This window comes from Caldicellulosiruptoraceae bacterium PP1 (assembly GCA_041320695.1).
Lineage (GTDB): Bacteria > Bacillota > Thermoanaerobacteria > Caldicellulosiruptorales > Caldicellulosiruptoraceae > JBGGOQ01.
In genome coordinates this window covers 75,016-94,370 of the sequence record JBGGOQ010000005.1, presented here as the reverse complement: position 1 = coordinate 94,370, position 19,355 = coordinate 75,016, and the positions used below count along the sequence as shown (strand labels likewise).

Below are 19,355 nucleotides of genomic sequence, written 5' to 3'. Positions count from 1 at the left end.
GTTATAACATCCAAAAAAATAAACATATATTTTACTTAATCTTATATTGATTATCTAGTCGTCTTACCATTGCATCATATAGCATTTTACTTAGACCAATTCCACCTTGTTCGGAAGATTTTTGAGAAACCTCATCAATAAACATTTCATTAAAAATATCATCAGCAATACCAGTTTTGATTAAATCAGATTTGGGTATTGATTGCCTCATTTCTTTAAAAACCTGTGATAACAACAAACTTTCAAATTGATTACAAAGATCTTTTAATTTTTCTTTGTCTTTTTCATTGTATGCTTTTTCAAGTATAGATGTATCAAAGTTCGAGAGATTGCTCCCAACAGCATTAATGTTATTCATTCATTATCCCTCTTATCTTTTTAGATTATTTGCCATAGAAAGCATATCATCAGCAGTTTGTATTGCTTTTGAATTTATTTCATAAGCTCTTTGAGCAACAATAAGTTTTACCATTTCCTCAACTACCTGTACATTAGACATCTCTAAAAATCCTTGTAATATCCGACTCTTTACGCCTTCTGATTCTTCTTCAGAAACAGCTTCACCAGATGCTGCAGAAGGTGAATAAAGATTTTTCCCTTCAGCCAATAATCCTTGTGGGTTTATAAACTTTACAACTTTAATTTTCAAGCCGGAATCCTGAATGTTTCCATCTGCATCCTTATATGTTATTCTACCTGTTTCGTCAATATTGATGCTTGATATAGCAGTTTCTGGCAAAACAATTTCTGTATCTCCTTCTGCTAAAACAGAATAACCTTCCGAGGTTACAAGTTTTATTTGTCCATCTGCATTTGAAACCTTAAAAGAACCATCTCGTGTGTATTTAGGTCCATTTGGAGTTGAAACTACAAAAAATCCTTCTCCTTGTATAGCTAAATCTAAAGGATTTTCTGTTCTTTCCAAGTTACCTTCAGTAAAGTTTTTTGAAATTGCAGAAATAGTTGTTCCATGGCCTATTTGAAGATTCACTGGCTTACCATCACCTGCAACAACATCAGCACGTGATAAAGTTTCATAAAGTAAATCTTTAAACTCAGCCTTGTCTTTTTTAAATGAAATTGTATTAACATTAGCAAGATTATTTGAAACAATATCTACATTTGTCTGCTGAGCTTTCATTCCTAATGCTGCTGAGTACAATGCTCTCATCATTTTTTATACTTCCTCCTTAAGTTTATTTTCTTGCAATTTCATTTACTGCTTTTTGAAGTGTTTCATCTTGTATTGTAAAAGCTTTTTGATTACTTTCATAATTTCTTAATAAGCTAATCATATTTACCATCTCTTGAATAGCATTAACATTTGAGCCTTCAAGATACCCTTGTAAAACTTCTCCAGAAAATTGCACTGGATTTGCATTCCCATTTATCATAAAAAGATTATTACCCACTTTAGCAAGACTTTCTTTACTATCAATATTTATAATAAGCAATTTATCAACCAATTGATTATTTTGATAAATATTACCTTGTTTATCAATTCTAATGTTAGAAGTACTATTTAACTTTATACTACCGTTTTGGCCCAAAACCCTGTATCCATCCAATGTAACAAGTTCGCCATTTTGGTTTAATGTAAATGCACCATTTCGTGTCAAAAATCTTTCTGCAGTATTTGTTTGTGGGTTTATCTTTTCTACTGTAAAAAATCCTTCTCCTTTAATTGCAAGTTCTAATGGTTGATCAGTTTTTTTGAGTAACCCTTCAGAAGTATCTGTATAAATACGTGATACATCAGCACCTAATGACATATAACCAATAGATCCATCTGGAGAATCAATAGTTCTATCATTTATTCTTTTTGCAAGTATCTTTGAAAAACTTTCAATCTGTGCTATGTCTTTTTTGTAACCTGTTGTATCAACATTTGCCATATTGTTTGCTGTAATATCCATAACCTTTTGGTTTAATATCATTCCACTTGCTGATGTATAAATCCCTCTAATCATATTATCCCCTCATTTATCTAACTCTTGGATCTTTTATTAACGAAGAGGCCAAAAAATCTAAACTTTCAAGTGCCTTACCAGTACCTAAGGCAACGCATGAAACAGGATCATCTGCTACTCTCACATTTATTCCTGTTCTTTCTGATATTAGTTTGTCAAGCCCCCATAGCAAGCTTCCTCCGCCAGTCATAACAATACCAGTTGAAGTAATGTCTGCAGCAAGCTCTGGTGGAGTATTTTCTAATACTCTATGAACTGCTTCAGCTATACTTGATACTGGCTCATCTAAAGCTAAAAGCATTTCATCTGATGTTACTGAAATTATTTTTGGCAACCCTGTTAAAAGGCTTCTGCCTCTAACATCCATCGTTTCCATTTTTGGTTTTTTATAGGCACAACCAATATTTATTTTTAATTCTTCTGCTGTTCTTTCACCAATAGCAACATTATGTTTCTTTCTTATATATCGGATAATTGCATCATCAAATTTATCCCCTGCAACTTTTATTGATTCTGAAACTACAGAACCACCTAAAGATATTACTGCAATATCTGTTGTTCCTCCACCTATGTCGATAACCATACTTCCAACTGGTTTTGATATATCGAGGCCTGCTCCTATTGCAGCAGCAATTGGTTCTTCTATCAAAAATGTATTTTTAGCACCTGCTTCATAAGTTGCATCTAAAACAGCTCTTTTTTCAACCTCAGTAACTCCTGATGGAACACAAACAACAACTCTTGGTTTAAACCATACCCTTTTCCCTAATACTTTGCCAAGGAAATATTTAAGCATTGCTTCTGTTACTTCATAATCTGATATTACGCCATCTCTTAAAGGTCTTATTGCAATTATATTACCAGGTGTTCTACCTATCATTCTTCTTGCTTCTTCACCAACAGCTAGCACTTGTCTTGTTGATTGTTCAATAGCAACAACCGATGGTTCTTTAAGAACAATGCCTTTACCCTTAACATAAACAAGAACTGTTGCTGTACCTAAATCTATACCAATATCTGTGCTAAATCTCATAAAAAACCTTTCCTTTCGTATAAATGATACTTCAATAATTATATTTTATGATTATGCAGAGTTATTTTCAATAAAAATAAATTTTTTATTTTAATTTTTGTTAAGATAATTAATTGCTTCATTTAATTGTTTATCTACATACTTAGCTTTTAAAAATTCATTGAATTTTTCAATAAGCTTCTTTTGTGTTGAGATATCAAGTCCACCATATACAGTAAGTTTATTATCTTTCTGGAATTTCTTTATAGCTTCAAAAGTTACAGTATCTAATGTTGTTGATAATGTTTTAGTATATCCTAAATAATACAATCGTTGCTGAGCAGCTAATATTTCTAACGATGTATCTCCTTTTTTGTATCTATTCTTTGCTGATAATGGAAGTATCTTATCTGGTCCATAATCTTTTAAAGAATCATCATTTACAACAATGTTAGGTTGCACACCTTTGCCATCTACATAATATCCTTTTGGTGATTTATATTTAGCTACTGTAAGTTTTACCATATATCCTGGCTTGTTTACAGGAATAGTAACCTGAACAGTTCCTTTTCCATATGTTTTGTTACCAATTACTACTCCAACGCCAGTATCTTTTATTGCTTGAGCAAATATCTCTGATGCAGAAGCACTTGATTCATTTGCTAAAACAGCAACTCTATATTTTGGAAATTTATTCTTTGACTTGTATTCATCTTTGCTACCTCTATACTCAATTGTAACAATTGGTCCTTCGGGCACAAAGTATTCAGCCATTTTTACAACTTCATCCAAATAACCTCCTGGATTATTTCTAACATCAAATATTACCTTTCGTATATTCTTCTTATCAAATTCATTTAAAGCATTTTTTACATCAACTGATGAATTTTGTGTAAACTGAGATAGTTTTATATACCCAATCTTGTTGTCAATAATTTTATATTCTACAACAGGTATCTTAATTTTTCTTCTTATCATTGTAAAGCTATAAGTTGAACCATCCCTTAGTACATCAACAGTGACAGTTGTATCAACTAATCCTCTTATCTTACTTGCAGCATAATTTACATCTTTCCCTATTAAACTTTCTCCATTAACAGCTATTATCTTATCTCCAACTTTTATACCAGCTTCTTTTGCAGGTGTATTATCAAAAACAGCTATTACAACAATGTTATCATCTTGTTGTTCTATCTGAACACCTATTCCATAAATCTCTCCATTTACACTTTGAGTAAACTCATTTGCTTCTTGTGGTTTCATATATGCTGAATATTTGTCAAGGTTTTTAAAAAGCCCATCAAACATGCTATCAATTAATTCATCATAGGTTAAATCCTTTATGTAATAGCCTTTAACCATCGATAATATTGTTTTAATGTAATCTACCTTTTCTTGTGTTAGTTGTTCAAGTGATATAACGTAACCAATTTGTGAGTAAACAGGTGTTGCAATAAGTATTGCAATTAAAAATGCTATAATTATTGTTCTCTTTATCTTTATTTTGTTCATATTTTCTTACCTCCATTATTCATTATGAAATATAGTTAAGTTGATATAGCTATCTGCTATCCCTTGCCTTAGATAATTAATTAGATTTAATAATAACTGTGCTGCTTGCCCTTTAGTAAGTTTATCATTGGGTAAAAACTGGTTTGATTCATTACTTAGTAATATATCTGACTGCTTTAATAAATAAATTGAATCCTTTGCCCATGAAGGTATTTTTTGATCATCTATAAAAGGAGTAATGTTTGCTGCAGTATTAATTTTTTTGTTAAATCCAAGAGCTTTGGAGATTACATATGCTGCTTCGACATTTGTTATGTAATCATCAGGTTTAAAAGTATTACTTCCCTTTCCTTGCATAAGATTTGCTTTATTGACTGCATAAATATATCCATAGTAAGGATGGTTAGTAGGAACATCTTTAAAAATAGCCACTTTTCTTGTTGTTTTTGGGTTGTAATATGTTGAGTAGGTATTTAATAATTGCATTAATAGCTTTGAAAATTCCCCCCTTGTTATATATTCATTTGGAACAAAGCTTTCTGGTTTATCAAAGCCACCAAAAGCAAAAGCTGTATTTATGGCATTTTCATATATATAGCCCTTTAGCTTTGGCAAGTAAGGAATAACCGACATATTTATTATTGGTGATTTATCAATCTTTTTTGTTATTTTATCTCTAACCCTTAAACTTGTTGGTGTATTTGTTTTTGTTGATATCAATGGTAAATCGTAATTTATATCAATAGAACCTTCTATTTTAGATTTTAATGTATAAGTTCCATTAATACTTGATGGTGTATTATTATCTTTAAATTCCAAAAGTATTTTTTGAACAAGTGTTATATTTTGATCAATATAGCCTTCCCAAGTAGATGTTTGTATTGTTGTTCTTATCTTTTGAAATTCACCATTACCCCAATATCCATAATAACCATAGTTTTCACCTGAAGAGGTAATAATAAGGCCTTTATCATATTTTTTTTCTAAATTCCATTCACCCTGAAAAAAGTTTACTGAAACATTTAAATCAACAGCACTTGATTTTGAAAAAGACCAACTATTTAATTTATATACACTTCCATTAACAGTTAAGTTCTCAGTATAACCAGTAACTTTATAATCTTTAGATAAGCTACCATTTGGTTGTGTTGTTGTTTTGCCTGATAATTTTACACTTCTTTTTATAGTTATTTTCCCCGTATCATCTGATAAATCATAAGAATAAGAAAGACTATCCTGAGTTTTTGTTGATTTAATCTTTACATCAACTGTTCCAGTCAATAATACAGGCTTTCCAGTTACAAAAGAATACTCATAATAATCAATTTTTGTTTTTTTAGGGTCTACATCCTTATATGTAGAAAGCCCTCCTTCATATCCCAAATAACCTTCCTCTGCAAAAACTGTATTAGTAAATAATATGGCTAATAAAACAATAAATAAAAATAGCCTTTTCATTTCTAAAGTCACCCTTTATATTAGTTATTTATTATTACTATTACAGGTGTAATTTTTGAGTTTGAAATATCCCAATTCTGTTTAGGAATTAATAATATTAGATTATCTCCATATTCAGGTTTTTGGTATGTTAAATTACCATTTTTTATATATATAGCATTTGTATCATCAAGGGTTTTTTGAGCATCAAATTTATACCATGCTTGAATAAATGGTTCATAATATTGCGGATTTTCTAATATATTTTCCCTACCAAAAGTCGCAGATACTATGTATCCACCAAAATCTGCATTTATAATTGTATTTGCTTTTTTCCCATCTGTAAGGACATAGATATTTTTACCTTTATAGTCTTTAAAATCCTTTATATCATTTATACCAGCAAAATCAGTAAAAAGAGTTTGTGTATCATATTGCAAAACAATAGGAATATTAGAAAATACCCAGCCATTATCTTTATCAAAGGTTGAATAGGTTTTTAGTCTAAACCATTCTAATTCCTTTATATCTTCAATAGTTCCTCTTAACAATAACCCTTGTTCTTCAAATGAATAATATTTTATTAATGCAATATCTTTTCCTAATGAAACAACCATAACTTTATCATCTGTGTTAACATTTGTCTTTATTAAATAATCTTCAAGGATTGAATAAGTAGTATTTTTTAGGTTCAACTCTTTACCTTTAATTATTATCTTATCTTTATTGAAAGAGCTTATTTCACCTATTGTTAAATCAAAAGGTTGTGATGAAACATTTATTAACGCAACTAATTCTTGGTCAAATATTTTTTGCGTAACAACAATTGCTTTCTTATTATTTATATTTTTAACATCAGTTATTGCACCATCAACTATATATATAACGCTTGGAGAAATACTAATGTTTTTTGTAGTATATACTTTTTCTAATGTATTAGTTCTCACAAGCCCATAATTGCTTAAAAAGAGTCTATCTCCATTTTTGCTAATATTCCCATAATATATATTAAATATTTTGTTTTGTTCAGTTATTTCAATTGAAGAAGGATAAATAAAATTCCCAAAAAATGTCCCATTTATTTTTACAATCTGTCCTTCTTTAAGTTTGTCATAATTTACCTCAATTGAAGAACTTATATATCTAACATTTGATATATCAATTTGTGGTGTAACTTTGTTATTTATTTTAAAAAGTGCCTTTATGGGCTTTTTATTGTTTTTATCTCTTACAATGCTTACAACTTGTGCAATTTCTGAAGCTTGGTTATCTTTAGAAGTAATTAAATTAACAAAACCTTGATTAAAATAAAGAAATACAGGGTCCCCTTGATTTAATGCGTTTATATCACTTCTTATATCATTTTTAATTACAGTGAGCCCTATTTTCTTTGATGTTCTAAATACCTTCTTTTGCCCATTTTCATCCCAAATTTCAATATAATTTAAATTATTATCTATTTCAGATAGAATTCCAGCAACATACTCTCCTTCGGTTGATTGAAATGATGAACTAAGCATATGAACATAGCCGCCAAATAAACCTACAATAACATCTTGCCCTTCATAAAAATCATTTATTGTAAGTGGTTTTGTGTAATCTAATTTATCAATAAAGTCAGCATCTTGTGAAATCTTATATGTTTTTATACCATTCTCTGTTGAAATATCGATAGAATTATTTTTTATTTTTGTAATTTTTCCTTTTTCTCTTTGTAATCCTGAAAATTGGCTACTGTTAATTATATTAAGTTGCTTTAATAAGTTTTTATTAGCAGTATAATCAACTATATCTCCTTTTTTTAGTTCATTTATTGATATTGTTTTATTTGTCAGGTTATCAATTATCTTTGTATTATCGTTAAATGCAAAACTTAATGTTCTATCTTCCTTATCTATTATTGTTATGGTATTTTTTTTGGTATCAAAGCTGTCAAAGACGCCATAACCTTTTGAAAGGTTTACGTTGCCATCAATTGTTGTAAATAATATTTGATTATTTGTATTGTAATAAATAGTAATTTCATTATTAACCTTTATTTCCTTGGATGTTGAAAGTACTCCATTATTATATACTACAATATCTGTTTTTGGCTGCACAAGTATTGAAGCTTGATTCCCTGTGGTATCTTCTAAAAAATAAGTTGTTTTATTTTTATCATATTGTATTTTTTCAACAGTAGCAGATAGACTTTTTATTTTTTTACCTTGAAGTATAATATCATCAATATCCTCAAAAATCAAAAGTAATTCAGAAAAAGTTATACTATCTTGAGGATGAAGCTTACCATCAGCTTTTCCCACCAAAGCTCCTAACTTTAACAAAGTGTTTATATATGGAAGAAATTTAATATCAATATCAGAATAATCTGGATATGTATAAGCTATATCGCTTGATAAATCAGGTTTTATATTAAATATTGATACAATATAATAACATGCTTCTTGTCTTGTTGCAGGAGCTGAACGCACATAAATTAAGTCATCATATGAATATGGTCTTCCATCATAAACAGCTTTTAATATGGTATCTTCATTTTTTTTAATAAGATCATTTGTCATTTTCTCATGTTCTTGTTTACTTGGTTTTACTTGTTGTAAAGCCTCTTGATACTCTTTTTTTGAAAGAACCTTCATATCAAAAGCTACTTGAATATAGCCAAGATATAAAGCATTATAAGGTGTCACAAGTTTATTACCGCTTGTTCTAATACTTTCTAATTTTTGTGCTTTTAGTGTTGCATCTTTTTCCTTTCCTGCAATATTTAGTAAAATTGATAATAATTTTTCTTTAGATAATATCTCATTGCTATTGTAGACATTATTTAATACTGAAAGTGCTTTTAATTTGTAGGCTTCAGCTTTTAAAGAGATATCATCAACATTTAATGTTTTTAATGCATTAATAGTCTGATTATATGTCTTAATTCCATAAAACTCATTTTTCTGATTTGCAGCATAAATGCTATTAAATATAAATAAAACTAGTATCACTGTTATTATGCAAAATAATTTACTGTTTCTCATAGCAAAGCCCTTCCCCTTAAAAACTATATATTACTTAAATATTATCGGTATTTTCAAATTCACTAATAAGGTTATTAAAAAATTGTATCAATTTTTCAGCATTGACAATCTTATTTAATTCATTTCTAATTTTCGGTGCTCCCTTAATCCCTTTTATAAAAAATGATAGATGTTTTCTGGCTTCCAAAATGGCTGACTTTTCACCTTTTTCATCACAAAGGCTTATAAAAAATTCTTTTGCAATTGTTAACCTTTCATATACTGTTGGATTTGTTTTTATTTTCCCTTCACTTAAATACTCTTTTATCTGAGCAAATATCCAGGGATTACCCAAACTACCTCTTGCTATCATTATTGCATCAGCATGTGTCTTATCATATATTTCCTTTGAAGCTTTAGCATCAAATATATCTCCATTTGCTACAACAGGGATTTTAACATTGCTTTTAACCTTTTGTATAATATCCCAATCAGCATGGCCAGAATACATCTGATTCCTTGTTCTCCCATGAATTGTTATAAAACTTGCACCACTTTCCTGCATAGCTTTTGCAAATTCTACTGCATTTACACTTTGTTCATCCCATCCCTTTCTAAACTTCACTGAGACAGGTTTATTTATTGTCTTTGCAATATTTTCAACTATCTTGGAAGCTAAACTTACATTTTTCATCAAAGCACTACCTTCACCTGATTTTACTACCTTTTGAACTGGGCAACCCATATTTATATCAAGAAAATCAAATTTAAACTTATCTTCAAGTAAAATTGCTGCTTTTGTCATAACCTCTATTTCACTTCCAAATATCTGAATACCTCTTATTTTTTCATTTTCAGAAAATGTTATTAGCTCTTTTGTCTTTTCCTGTCCATATAAAAATCCTTTTGCACTTATCATTTCGGTTATGGTAATATCAGCACCAAATTTTGCACAAAGACTTCGAAATGTTTTATCAGTAAAACCTGCCATTGGTGCTAAAATTAGCTTCCCTTTTATGTCAAACAAACTCATCACCTTTTATAAGATATTATTTTGTAATAAATATAGTATACCATGAGGAGCAGAGAAAAAATATTAATAATAGATATTAATTTTATATACTTGAATTATTTATTTTGATATTATAGAATTATTTTATTAAATATTGCATTTGCTATGAGGGAGTAGCACATAAAACTTAATTACCAACAGTCCCGAAAAAGTTTTCTTTTTCTGGTAATTAAGGTCCTAATTTTTGGACGTGCAAGACTTTTAGCATGTTTTTTATTAAACATGTTGAAGGTCTTTTTTATTTTTACAAATGTAAAGGGAGATGATATTTTAAATGTTTGCTGATATCTTTATGCTTCTTTTTTCATTAGCTTTTATTTTATTTGCATGTACAATCTTTACAAACGCTGTTGAATGGTTTGGGCATAAATTAAACCTAAATCAAGGTGTTGTAGGCAGTATCTTAGCAGCAGTTGGAACTGCACTTCCTGAAACAATAATACCTATAATTGCTATTTTATTCTCAAAAGGTGAAAGTTCCCACGATGTAGGTATTGGAGCTATTGCAGGAGCACCTTTTATGTTAGGAACTCTGGCATTTTTTATCACAGGTTTAGCAGTTTTGGTATATTCTTTACTTGGTAAAAGAACAACAAAGATGAATGCAGATTTGAGTGTTTTCGAAAGGGATTTAACATTTTTTATAATAATCTATGGCATCGCTGTTTCAACAACTTTTATCCATAACCACCCATTAATTAGAACAACTATTGCTATTCTTCTTTTATTATCTTATGGGCTATATATCAAAAGAACATTTTCAGATGAATGTGAATCAAATGGTGAATTAGAAGAGTTTTATTTAACAAAATTCTTTAAAGTCCCAACCAATTTATTTTGGGTATTAGTTCAATTAGTATTAGCACTTTTAGGAATAGTTTATGGTGCTCATTTGTTTGTTGAATATGTCCAAGAGGTTTCAAGCTTAATAGGTATTTCAGCATTAGTACTTTCAATAATAATAACCCCAATAGCAACAGAATTACCAGAAAAACTAAATTCAATAATCTGGATTGGTAAACAAAAAGATACTCTTGCACTTGGAAATATAACAGGAGCTATGGTATTCCAAAGCTGTGTTCCTGTTGTTTTTGGTATCATTTTTACACCTTGGAACTTAAAAGGAATTACTATGGTTTCGGCAATACTTGCCTTTATTTCAGCAGTATTAAATCTTATATGGGTTAAAACAAGAAAAAGTATAAATCCATATGCATTGATGTTTGGGGGAGTTTTGTATTTTATCTTTATACTATATGTTTTTATATAAAAGATTTTGCAAAAAAGGAGAGGTTTTTAAGCCTCTCCCTCTAAAATTTTTACAAAAATGTCTACTATTATTGGATCAAATTGAGTTCCACTATTTTTAATAAGCTCTGTTATTGCTTCTTCTTTTAACATTGCTTTCCTATATGGTCTATTTTGTGTCATTGCATCATATGCGTCAGCTACTGCACAAATTCGAGCGATAAAAGGTATTTCATCTCCTTTTAATCCCTCTGGGTATCCATTTCCATCATATCTTTCATGATGATATTTTATAATAACCGTTGCATCTTTTAGATATTCAATATCTTTTATAATATCAAAACCAGCTAAAGTATGCTCTTTTATTATTTTATATTCCTCATCTGTCAACTTATCTGGTTTTAGAAGTATATACTCGGGTATTGCAAGCTTTCCAATATCGTGTAAAAGGCTTCCCCAATTTAGTGCTACTAACTCTTGTTCACTTAAATCCAATCTTTCTGCTATTTGCATAGCGTATTTATTAACATTAATTGAATGATTAGCAGTATGTTCTTCTTTTTTCTCAAGTGCCTTAAATAAGCCTCTTATTGTATCTTCATAGGCTTTTAATATCTGCTTATTCTTATTCGTTAATTCTAATGTAGCTTTTTTTATACGAATTCTTAGAATATATATAAATACTAGTAAGAATAAAAATATCAAACCAATTGTTGCTGCAACAATTTTAACATAATAAAATATCTTTTCTCTTATTAATACTGATTCAAAATAATCTACACCAAAATAACTATCTGTAATCTGTTTAATTGTCCCATCTTTTTGCATGCTTTCTATTGCTTTATCTATTTTTTCTTTTAACTTTGCATTTTTCATTTTAAAAGCATAACAATATTCTGTCTCTAAAATAGGCTTGCCAATTGCTTTAATATTGTTTTCATATCCATATTTGTTTATATAATAAAGTCCAACATAATAATTTCCTAAAATAGCATCAATATTTCGTTTTTTTAATTCCTGAAAAGCAGTTGGAAAATCATCATAGGCATAAATACTTTCCTTTGAATAATTCTTTATTAGGTATTCATATGCTAAAGAACCTCTTTGAACACCAATACGTCTTCCTCTTAAATCATCTACATTATTTATATGAAAAACATCTTTTAATGTGAATATGACCGTTTTGCTAATAAGATATGGTTTTGAAAATAGATACCTTTTTTCTCTTTGGTTATTTTTACTCATTCCTATAAGTATAGCATTTTCATTGTTTTCCATTGTTTTTACAGCGTTGTCCCAATTCATAAGAAGTATATCAAACTTTATATTTGTTCTTTTTTCAATTTCATTTAAAACTTCAATGTCAAATCCTCTTGGATTTAATTTTTCATCAAGATATATAAGAGGAGGATAAGCTCTATCTCCAACAGCCAATATTCTATCATTGGCAAAGGCTAAATTATTTAATAAAGTTAAAAAAATAAATATAGTAATAAATACCTTTTTCAAACAATTCAATCCCCTCAAAAAAAATAAACAAAAAATAAAGTTATAAATTTGCTGAATTTTTAAGTTTATTCTTTAATTAATTACTATATAATTTTTATTCAAATATGAAATATACATAAATAATTATATTAAAACAAACAGATACCGTAAAAGATTATTTTTCATAATTTTTTATTATTTATTTATTGATTTTTAATAATTTTCAGAATTTTATTGAAACATTCATTACATAGAAAAACATTAGAATAAAATGAGAAATGCTTCCTAAAACAACAAAAACATGAAAAAATTCATGAAACCCAAAGAATTTAAGTCCAAAATCAGGCTTTTTTAAACCATATATAATCCCACCAATTGTATAAAAAATACCTCCAATAATTAGCCATGTCACTCCTCCAAGAGGTAAATTTTGAAGTAGAGGATAAAATGCAATTACAACAAGCCATCCCATTAAAATATATAATGCTGTAGAAAGCCAGCGTGGTGCATTAAAGAAAAACATTTTAAGGAAAACACCACCAAGTGCTATTGCCCATATAGCTATTAATAAAGATAAACCCCATATACCATGTAACGGAACTAAGCATATAGGGGTATAAGTCCCTGCTATTAAAACAAAAATCATCATATGGTCTACTTTTCTCATTCTATCTCTTATCTTGGTTCCTTCTGGAAGTAAATGATATATTGTACTTGCCATATATAATAAAATTAAACTTGCTCCAAATATTGAAAAACCAACAACATGATATACGCTTGCTTTTATAGAGGCATAATAAACCATAAATACAAGTGCAAATATTGATAAAATAATACCAGCTAAATGTATAAATCCACTAACCTTACTTTTTGTCATCAAAATATGCTCCTTTCAAATCTAAAAACTGTTTAATTTTGAACTACCCAAAATATATTACACCTATTATAATATAAATAAGCAGTAATTACCATTATAAATGATCATTGTGTTATAAATATTGAAGGAGGGTTCATAATGATTAAACACATTGTTATGTGGAAATTAAAAGATGAATTTAATGGCAAAGATAAATCAGAATTACTCAAAGAGACAAAAGAAAGATTAGAAAGTCTTTATAAAAACGTGCCAGGAATTGTTAGTTTACAAGTTGGAATTAACAAAGATGGTTTATATGGAAATTATGATTTAGTACTTATTACTGATTTTGAAAATTCTGATGCTTTAAAGGATTATCAAGAGCATCCATATCACTTAGAAGTTGCTAAATATATTTCAGATGTTCGAATTGAAAGAGCATGTGTTGATTTTGAATATTAAAAAGTGAGAGGGTGTCTCAAAAAAAATATTTGAGCACCCTCAATGTTTTGTATGTTATCATTATAAAGAATAACATGATTTAGTAAACCTTTTATTCTCTTATTATCTTAACCCCTTGTGGTGTATCAAGTAGAGTATATCCCATTGATTTTAATTCATCTCTTATCCTATCTGCTTCTTTAAAATCCTTGTTTTTCCTTGCAATTTGCCTTTTTTCTACAAGTTCTCTTATTTCATTTGGAATATCCTCTGATTTTTTATGCTGCTCGAGTATACCAAGTATTGAGCATAATTCTTTTAGAATTTGTAATGCTTGGTTTAGGAGGTTTTTGCTAACACTATTTGAATAGGTATTAATTTCTCTAATTAAATCAAATAAATACCCAATTGCTTCAGCAGTGTTCAAATCCTCTTCCATTGCTTGCAAAAATTTAGCCTTATTTCTATCTAATGCTTTTAATAAAATTAAATCATTCTCATCCACATCAGAGGTGTTATTATCAAGTAAAAACAATATATTATCATAGCAATTATATATTCTTTCTAATGCAGTCTCAGCTTGTTCTATCAAATCAATGCTAAAGTTTATAGGCTTTCTATAATGAGCTGAAAGCATAAAAAGTCTTAATGCTTCAGGCTTATATTTTTCAATAATATCGCGAACAGTAAAGAAGTTACCTAATGATTTTGACATTTTCTCATTATTTATATTTAAATAGCCGTTATGAAGCCAAAACCTTGCAAAAGGCTTTCCAGTTGCTGCTTCACTCTGTGCTATTTCATTTTCATGGTGAGGAAATATAAGGTCTTGCCCACCAGCATGAATATCAATTGTTTCACCTAAATATTTCATTGCCATAACAGAACACTCAATATGCCAACCTGGTCTACCTTCTCCCCATGGAGAATCCCAAGCTATTTCACCTTCTTTTTTACCTTTCCATAAAGCAAAATCCAAAGGGTCTTCCTTTATTTCATTTACTTCAATCCTTGCACCTGCATAAAGCTCTTCTATATTTTTGTGTGATAACTTTCCATACTCAGCAAATTTTTTAGTTCTAAAATATACATCGTTATTTGATACATATGCATAACCTTTATCAATAAGTGTTTGAATAAGTTTAATCATACCATCAATTTCTTGTGTAGCTCTTGGGTTTATTGTCGCTCTTTTTATATTTAATCTTTCAGCATCTTTATAAAACTCATTTATAAATCTATTTGCAATATCAAGCACAGTGGTATTTTCATTATTTGCTCTTTTAATTAGTTTATCATCAACATCAGTAAAATTTGAAACAAAAATTACCTCATAGCCTTTATATTCAAGGTATCTTCTTAAAACGTCAAAAACAATCATAGGCCTTGCATTACCAATATGGATAAAATCATAAACAGTTGGACCGCAAACATATATTTTAACTTTATTTCCTTCAAGAGGCTGAAATTCCTCCTCTTTCATTGTGAGAGTGTTGTAAAGCCTCATACTCTTTTAATCTCCTTTCGTAATCTAAAAGCTTTTTCTCAAGGTGTTCAATCTTAGACTCAAGCTTGCAAATCTGCATTGATATAGGGTCAGGAAGTCTTACTTGGTCTAATTGCTCGCTTGTTGTGGCAATACGTTTATTATCTTTTACAACAACCCTTCCAGGAACTCCTACAACAGTAGAATTATTTTCAACCTCACGTAAAACTACTGCGTTTGCCCCTATTTTTGAATTATCTCCTACTCTAAATGGACCTAAAATCTTTGCACCTGCACCTATTGAAACATTATTCCCAATTGTAGGATGCCTTTTACCTTTATCTTTCCCTGTTCCACCAAGTGTCACACCTTGATAAATCAAAACATCATCACCAATTTCTGCAGTTTCGCCAATTACTACACCCATTCCATGATCTATAAAAACCCTTTTGCCTATTTTTGCACCGGGGTGTATTTCAATGCCTGTTTTTTTCCTGCTTCTTTGGGAAATCCATCTTGCAATAAAGAATTTCTTTCTTACATAAAACCAATGAGCTATTCTATAATGAATCATTGCCCAAAGGCTTGGATATAATAAGGTCTCCCACTTGCTTTTGCAAGCTGGGTCCTTTTCAACAATAACATTCATTTCTTCTTTTATTAATTGAAATATCTTAATCATTGTCCATCCCTTTTTAAGTATTATTTATAATCTAATTATACCACGTTTTTGATAATTCCAATCTGTTTAGTATGTTTTCTTTGCCTATTATTTCGCATATCTCAACCAATTCTGGTCCATGTGTTTTACCAGTAATTGCAACTCTTATTGGCATAAATAAGTTTTTGCCTTTATATCCTGTTTCTTTTTGTATCTCTTTAAATACTTGTTTTATGCTATCAACAGTAATTATTTCACTTTTTTCAATCTTATCTCTAAATACTTCTAATAGTGTTTTAACATGTTCCCATTTCATAACCTCTTTTGCTTCTTCATTCTCAAGTTCAATATTGTTGTTAAAAAATACCTCAGCTCTTTCCTTGATTTGAGAAAGATAATCAAGTCCATCATAAAGTATTTTTACTATTCTTTCTATAATAGCATATTTAAATTGGACTTCATCTTTTTTAATGAAGCCTGCTTCAATTAAATATGGTATGCAAAGCTCAACTAACTTAGAAATTTCAGTTTTCTTTATATGTTGTGAATTAATATAGTTTAGTTTATCTAAATCAAAAATTGCTGGGTTTTTTGAAACTCTATCAAAAGTAAAGTTTTTAATAAGGTAATCCATGTCAAATATCTCAATGTCTTCACTTGGTGACCAACCAAGTAATGCCAAGAAGTTAATAATGCCTTCTTTTAAGTAGCCTTGATCTCTATATTGTTCAACCCAAGTTGAGCCATGTCGTTTGCTCATCTTTGTCCTGTCTTTACCAAGTATTAAAGAAACATGTGCAAATTTGGGTTCATCCCAATTAAATGCCTTATATATAAGAAGCTGCCTTGGAGTATTTGAAAGATGTTCCTCTCCTCTTATTACATGAGTTATTTCCATAAGATGATCATCAATTACAACAGCAAAGTTATATGTTGGAATACCATCAGATTTTACTATTACAAAGTCACCAATATCATTGCTATTAAATTCAACCCTTCCACGAACCAAATCCTCAACTACTAAAAGCATATTTTCTGGCACTCTAAATCTAATTGTTGGTTTTCTACCTTCTTTTTCTAACCTTTCTCTATCCTCTTTTGATAAGTTTCTACACTTTCCCATATATCTTGGCATTTGTCCTTTTGATAGAAGCTCTTGCCTCTCTGCTTCAAGCTCTTCTTCTGAACAATAACAAAAATATGCAAATCCTTTTTCAAGTAAGTCATCGATATATTTTTTATAAATACCAACCCTTTCGGTTGAACGATAAGGGCCGTGCTCACCATCAACATCTATGCCTTCGTCCCATTCAATTCCAAGCCATCTTAAATCGTTTATAATAACTCTTTCTGACTCAACAGATGACCTTTCTAAATCTGTATCCTCTATTCTAACTAAAAACTTTCCATTATATTTTTTTGCAAACAAATAATTAAATAAAGCTGTTCTTGCACCACCAATATGAAGATGTCCTGTTGGACTTGGTGCAAATCTACATCTTACTTCTGCCATAAAAATTACATCCTTTCAATTCTTTATAATATATCTTTAATACTTCTATTATAATTTTGTCATTACAATTTTATCAAATTTTTTTCATTATGATATTGCCGATATATATTATATAATATTATATACTAAAAAAAGAAGGGTGATTTTATTGAATAAAACAATTAATAGATTTATAACAATTGTAGCTTTTGTATTAGTATCATTTTATATATTTCATGTACTAACTAATCAACCAAAAAAAGTTGAACAAAAATCTCAAGCATTATATATTACAAAACCCGATTATGCTAATACTCAAAATTCAAGCAGTGATGATATATATAAAAACACTAATAATATTGTTGCTGCTAATAACTATAGTGTAAATAACTCTAACAGCACTATTAATGGTAATGCCAATGGAAATATTAATAATTCTACAAACTCAAATAATAATAAAGGATATAGCAATGTGCAAAATAACACTGTAAATAAAAATACATATATTAATACCACAAATAGTGTTTCATATAGTAAGATATCTGAATATAAAAACAAGGTATCAGAATCTGAAATGGTTTATTATACTCCTGTTATTAAATATATAAAAAATGAGATTTTATCGTCTAACATATTTGATAAAGGATTATACGATATCTTTATTGAAAAAATTGACCTTAAGTCAAAGTATATCAATGCTGCTGTTGTTTTTTATCCTCAAAATAGTAATACTAACTCAAAAACTGGATTTATTGATGGTTATCTAATTGTTCTTACTTTGTATGTTGAAAGAAAAGACAATAATACTTCATTAAGCCTTTTATCTGTTATAAAAGATGACCATACAGTTGATTTTTTCAATGTTTTTAACAGAAGTGTTTATAAATTTAGTGTAGTAAAGAATGACAACGACTGATAAATGTGGTGGTGAAGGTTTTTGAAAAAGCTTCTTTTAGATATATACCATAAATTGTTTGATTTTTATGGCCCTCAACATTGGTGGCCTGCACAAAGCAAGTTTGAAATGATTGTTGGAGCAATTTTAACGCAAAATACCTCCTGGTCTAATGTTGAAAAAGCAATTGATAATCTTAAAAAATATAATATTCTTTCTTTGGAGAAAATTATTGATACTTCCGAAGATATTATAAAGGAATGCATAAAACCTGCTGGTTATTATAACCAAAAAGCAGAAAGACTTAAATTTTTCTGTTCATATATAAATGAAAGATATAACAATGACCTTGATGAATTTTTAAATCAAGATTTAAAAACATTAAGAGAAAAGTTATTATCCATAAAAGGCATAGGCCCCGAAACAGCAGATAGCATAATTCTTTATGCTTCAGAAAAGCCAATTTTTGTTATTGATGCTTATACAAAACGCCTTTTTTATAGATTAGGAATTATTGATTCACCAGATATTGAATATCATACTCTTCAAAAGATTTTTATGGATAACTTAGATAAAGACTCTAATTTATTTAATGAATACCATGCATTAATTGTTATACATTGTAAGAATGCATGTACCAAAAAGCAGCCTAAATGCTTTGAATGTGTTTTATTTGATAGGTGTAAATACAAAGCTTAGCGTAAAACTAAAAATATAGTTTTTTTATGTTATATATGGTAGATAAATATTAACAGTGTCTAAAAAAAATAGGGTGTCGAA

General features: G+C 29.0%; 17 protein-coding genes. 4 read left to right on the top strand and 13 right to left on the bottom strand.

Features of this window, described 5'->3' with window-relative positions:
- Nucleotides 1-31 precede the first annotated feature (31 nt).
- The 8 genes from ACAG39_08415 to dusB form a co-directional block, all read right to left on the bottom strand.
- Complete coding sequence (locus ACAG39_08415) at nt 32-358, bottom strand: rod-binding protein (protein MEZ0537262.1); 327 nt, start codon at nt 356-358, stop codon at nt 32-34.
- A 12-nt stretch (nt 359-370) separates the two neighbouring features.
- Nucleotides 371-1,174 carry a flagellar basal-body rod protein FlgG gene (flgG, locus tag ACAG39_08410; GenBank protein ID MEZ0537261.1) on the bottom strand — a complete coding sequence of 268 codons (804 nt, stop codon included), beginning with the start codon at nt 1,172-1,174 and terminating at the stop codon, nt 371-373.
- A gap of 22 nt (nt 1,175-1,196) precedes the next feature.
- Nucleotides 1,197-1,970, bottom strand: coding sequence for a flagellar hook-basal body protein (locus ACAG39_08405; protein MEZ0537260.1), 774 nt, complete (start codon nt 1,968-1,970; stop codon nt 1,197-1,199).
- 13 nt (nt 1,971-1,983) lie between these two features.
- On the bottom strand, nt 1,984-3,003 hold the full coding sequence (locus ACAG39_08400; GenBank protein MEZ0537259.1) for a rod shape-determining protein: 1,020 nt from the start codon (nt 3,001-3,003) through the stop codon (nt 1,984-1,986).
- 90 nt (nt 3,004-3,093) lie between these two features.
- Nucleotides 3,094-4,494 (bottom strand): S41 family peptidase, encoded by a 1,401-nt coding sequence (locus ACAG39_08395; protein ID MEZ0537258.1) that lies wholly within the window; start codon nt 4,492-4,494, stop codon nt 3,094-3,096.
- Nucleotides 4,495-4,509: 15 nt separating this feature from the next.
- The gene (locus tag ACAG39_08390) at nt 4,510-5,952 is read right to left on the bottom strand and encodes an S-layer homology domain-containing protein (GenBank protein ID MEZ0537257.1); all 1,443 of its coding nucleotides are present in this window, start codon (nt 5,950-5,952) and stop codon (nt 4,510-4,512) included.
- 20 nt (nt 5,953-5,972) lie between these two features.
- Nucleotides 5,973-8,957, bottom strand: a complete 2,985-nt coding sequence (locus ACAG39_08385; GenBank protein MEZ0537256.1) for an S-layer homology domain-containing protein — start codon at nt 8,955-8,957, stop codon at nt 5,973-5,975.
- 34 nt (nt 8,958-8,991) lie between these two features.
- Nucleotides 8,992-9,963, bottom strand: coding sequence for a tRNA dihydrouridine synthase DusB (dusB, locus tag ACAG39_08380; protein MEZ0537255.1), 972 nt, complete (start codon nt 9,961-9,963; stop codon nt 8,992-8,994).
- A 319-nt stretch (nt 9,964-10,282) separates the two neighbouring features.
- Here dusB and ACAG39_08375 point away from each other — a divergent pair, with 319 nt between their 5' ends.
- Nucleotides 10,283-11,278 carry a sodium:calcium antiporter gene (locus ACAG39_08375; protein MEZ0537254.1) on the top strand — a complete coding sequence of 332 codons (996 nt, stop codon included), beginning with the start codon at nt 10,283-10,285 and terminating at the stop codon, nt 11,276-11,278.
- A 26-nt stretch (nt 11,279-11,304) separates the two neighbouring features.
- On the opposite strand, the gene ACAG39_08370 is transcribed toward ACAG39_08375, so the two are convergent.
- Complete coding sequence (locus tag ACAG39_08370; protein MEZ0537253.1) at nt 11,305-12,765, bottom strand: transporter substrate-binding domain-containing protein; 1,461 nt, start codon at nt 12,763-12,765, stop codon at nt 11,305-11,307.
- A gap of 202 nt (nt 12,766-12,967) precedes the next feature.
- Nucleotides 12,968-13,621, bottom strand: coding sequence for a hemolysin III family protein (locus ACAG39_08365; GenBank protein ID MEZ0537252.1), 654 nt, complete (start codon nt 13,619-13,621; stop codon nt 12,968-12,970).
- 138 nt (nt 13,622-13,759) lie between these two features.
- On the opposite strand from ACAG39_08365, the gene ACAG39_08360 reads away from it, so the two are divergent.
- A complete protein-coding gene (locus ACAG39_08360; protein ID MEZ0537251.1) occupies nt 13,760-14,062 on the top strand; it encodes a Dabb family protein in 303 nt (100 codons plus the stop codon).
- A gap of 91 nt (nt 14,063-14,153) precedes the next feature.
- Here ACAG39_08360 and cysS read toward each other — a convergent pair whose 3' ends face one another.
- From cysS to gltX, 3 genes are read right to left on the bottom strand one after another with little or no spacing between them, the layout of a single operon-like run.
- Nucleotides 14,154-15,548, bottom strand: a complete 1,395-nt coding sequence (gene cysS / locus ACAG39_08355; protein MEZ0537250.1) for a cysteine--tRNA ligase — start codon at nt 15,546-15,548, stop codon at nt 14,154-14,156.
- Nucleotides 15,496-16,209, bottom strand: a complete 714-nt coding sequence (gene epsC / locus ACAG39_08350) for a serine O-acetyltransferase EpsC (GenBank protein MEZ0537249.1) — start codon at nt 16,207-16,209, stop codon at nt 15,496-15,498. Before epsC ends, cysS begins: the two co-directional genes overlap by 53 nt.
- Before the next feature lie 31 nt (nt 16,210-16,240).
- Nucleotides 16,241-17,701: a glutamate--tRNA ligase gene (gene gltX, locus ACAG39_08345; protein MEZ0537248.1), complete on the bottom strand. Its 1,461-nt coding sequence runs from the start codon at nt 17,699-17,701 to the stop codon at nt 16,241-16,243.
- Between the two features lie 148 nt (nt 17,702-17,849).
- Between gltX and ACAG39_08340 the strand changes: the two genes are divergently transcribed.
- Both ACAG39_08340 and ACAG39_08335 read left to right on the top strand, forming a co-directional pair.
- Nucleotides 17,850-18,596, top strand: a complete 747-nt coding sequence (locus tag ACAG39_08340) for a hypothetical protein (protein ID MEZ0537247.1) — start codon at nt 17,850-17,852, stop codon at nt 18,594-18,596.
- A gap of 21 nt (nt 18,597-18,617) precedes the next feature.
- Nucleotides 18,618-19,274: an endonuclease III domain-containing protein gene (locus tag ACAG39_08335; protein MEZ0537246.1), complete on the top strand. Its 657-nt coding sequence runs from the start codon at nt 18,618-18,620 to the stop codon at nt 19,272-19,274.
- The last annotated feature ends 81 nt before the right edge of the window (nt 19,275-19,355 follow it).

Excerpts from the sequence above, each read along its gene's own strand:
- ACAG39_08395 (MEZ0537258.1), bottom strand. The coding sequence starts at position 4,494 with ATGAACAAAATAAAGATAAAGAGAACAATAATTATAGCATTTTTAATT.
- epsC (MEZ0537249.1), bottom strand. The coding sequence starts at position 16,209 with ATGATTAAGATATTTCAATTAATAAAAGAAGAAATGAATGTTATTGTT.
- flgG (MEZ0537261.1), bottom strand. The coding sequence starts at position 1,174 with ATGATGAGAGCATTGTACTCAGCAGCATTAGGAATGAAAGCTCAGCAG.
- ACAG39_08390 (MEZ0537257.1), bottom strand. The coding sequence starts at position 5,952 with ATGAAAAGGCTATTTTTATTTATTGTTTTATTAGCCATATTATTTACT.
- ACAG39_08360 (MEZ0537251.1), top strand. The coding sequence starts at position 13,760 with ATGATTAAACACATTGTTATGTGGAAATTAAAAGATGAATTTAATGGC.
- ACAG39_08365 (MEZ0537252.1), bottom strand. The coding sequence starts at position 13,621 with ATGACAAAAAGTAAGGTTAGTGGATTTATACATTTAGCTGGTATTATT.
- ACAG39_08400 (MEZ0537259.1), bottom strand. The coding sequence starts at position 3,003 with ATGAGATTTAGCACAGATATTGGTATAGATTTAGGTACAGCAACAGTT.
- ACAG39_08415 (MEZ0537262.1), bottom strand. The coding sequence starts at position 358 with ATGAATAACATTAATGCTGTTGGGAGCAATCTCTCGAACTTTGATACA.
- ACAG39_08375 (MEZ0537254.1), top strand. The coding sequence starts at position 10,283 with ATGTTTGCTGATATCTTTATGCTTCTTTTTTCATTAGCTTTTATTTTA.
- ACAG39_08405 (MEZ0537260.1), bottom strand. The coding sequence starts at position 1,970 with ATGATTAGAGGGATTTATACATCAGCAAGTGGAATGATATTAAACCAA.
- gltX (MEZ0537248.1), bottom strand. The coding sequence starts at position 17,701 with ATGGCAGAAGTAAGATGTAGATTTGCACCAAGTCCAACAGGACATCTT.
- ACAG39_08385 (MEZ0537256.1), bottom strand. The coding sequence starts at position 8,957 with ATGAGAAACAGTAAATTATTTTGCATAATAACAGTGATACTAGTTTTA.
- cysS (MEZ0537250.1), bottom strand. The coding sequence starts at position 15,548 with ATGAGGCTTTACAACACTCTCACAATGAAAGAGGAGGAATTTCAGCCT.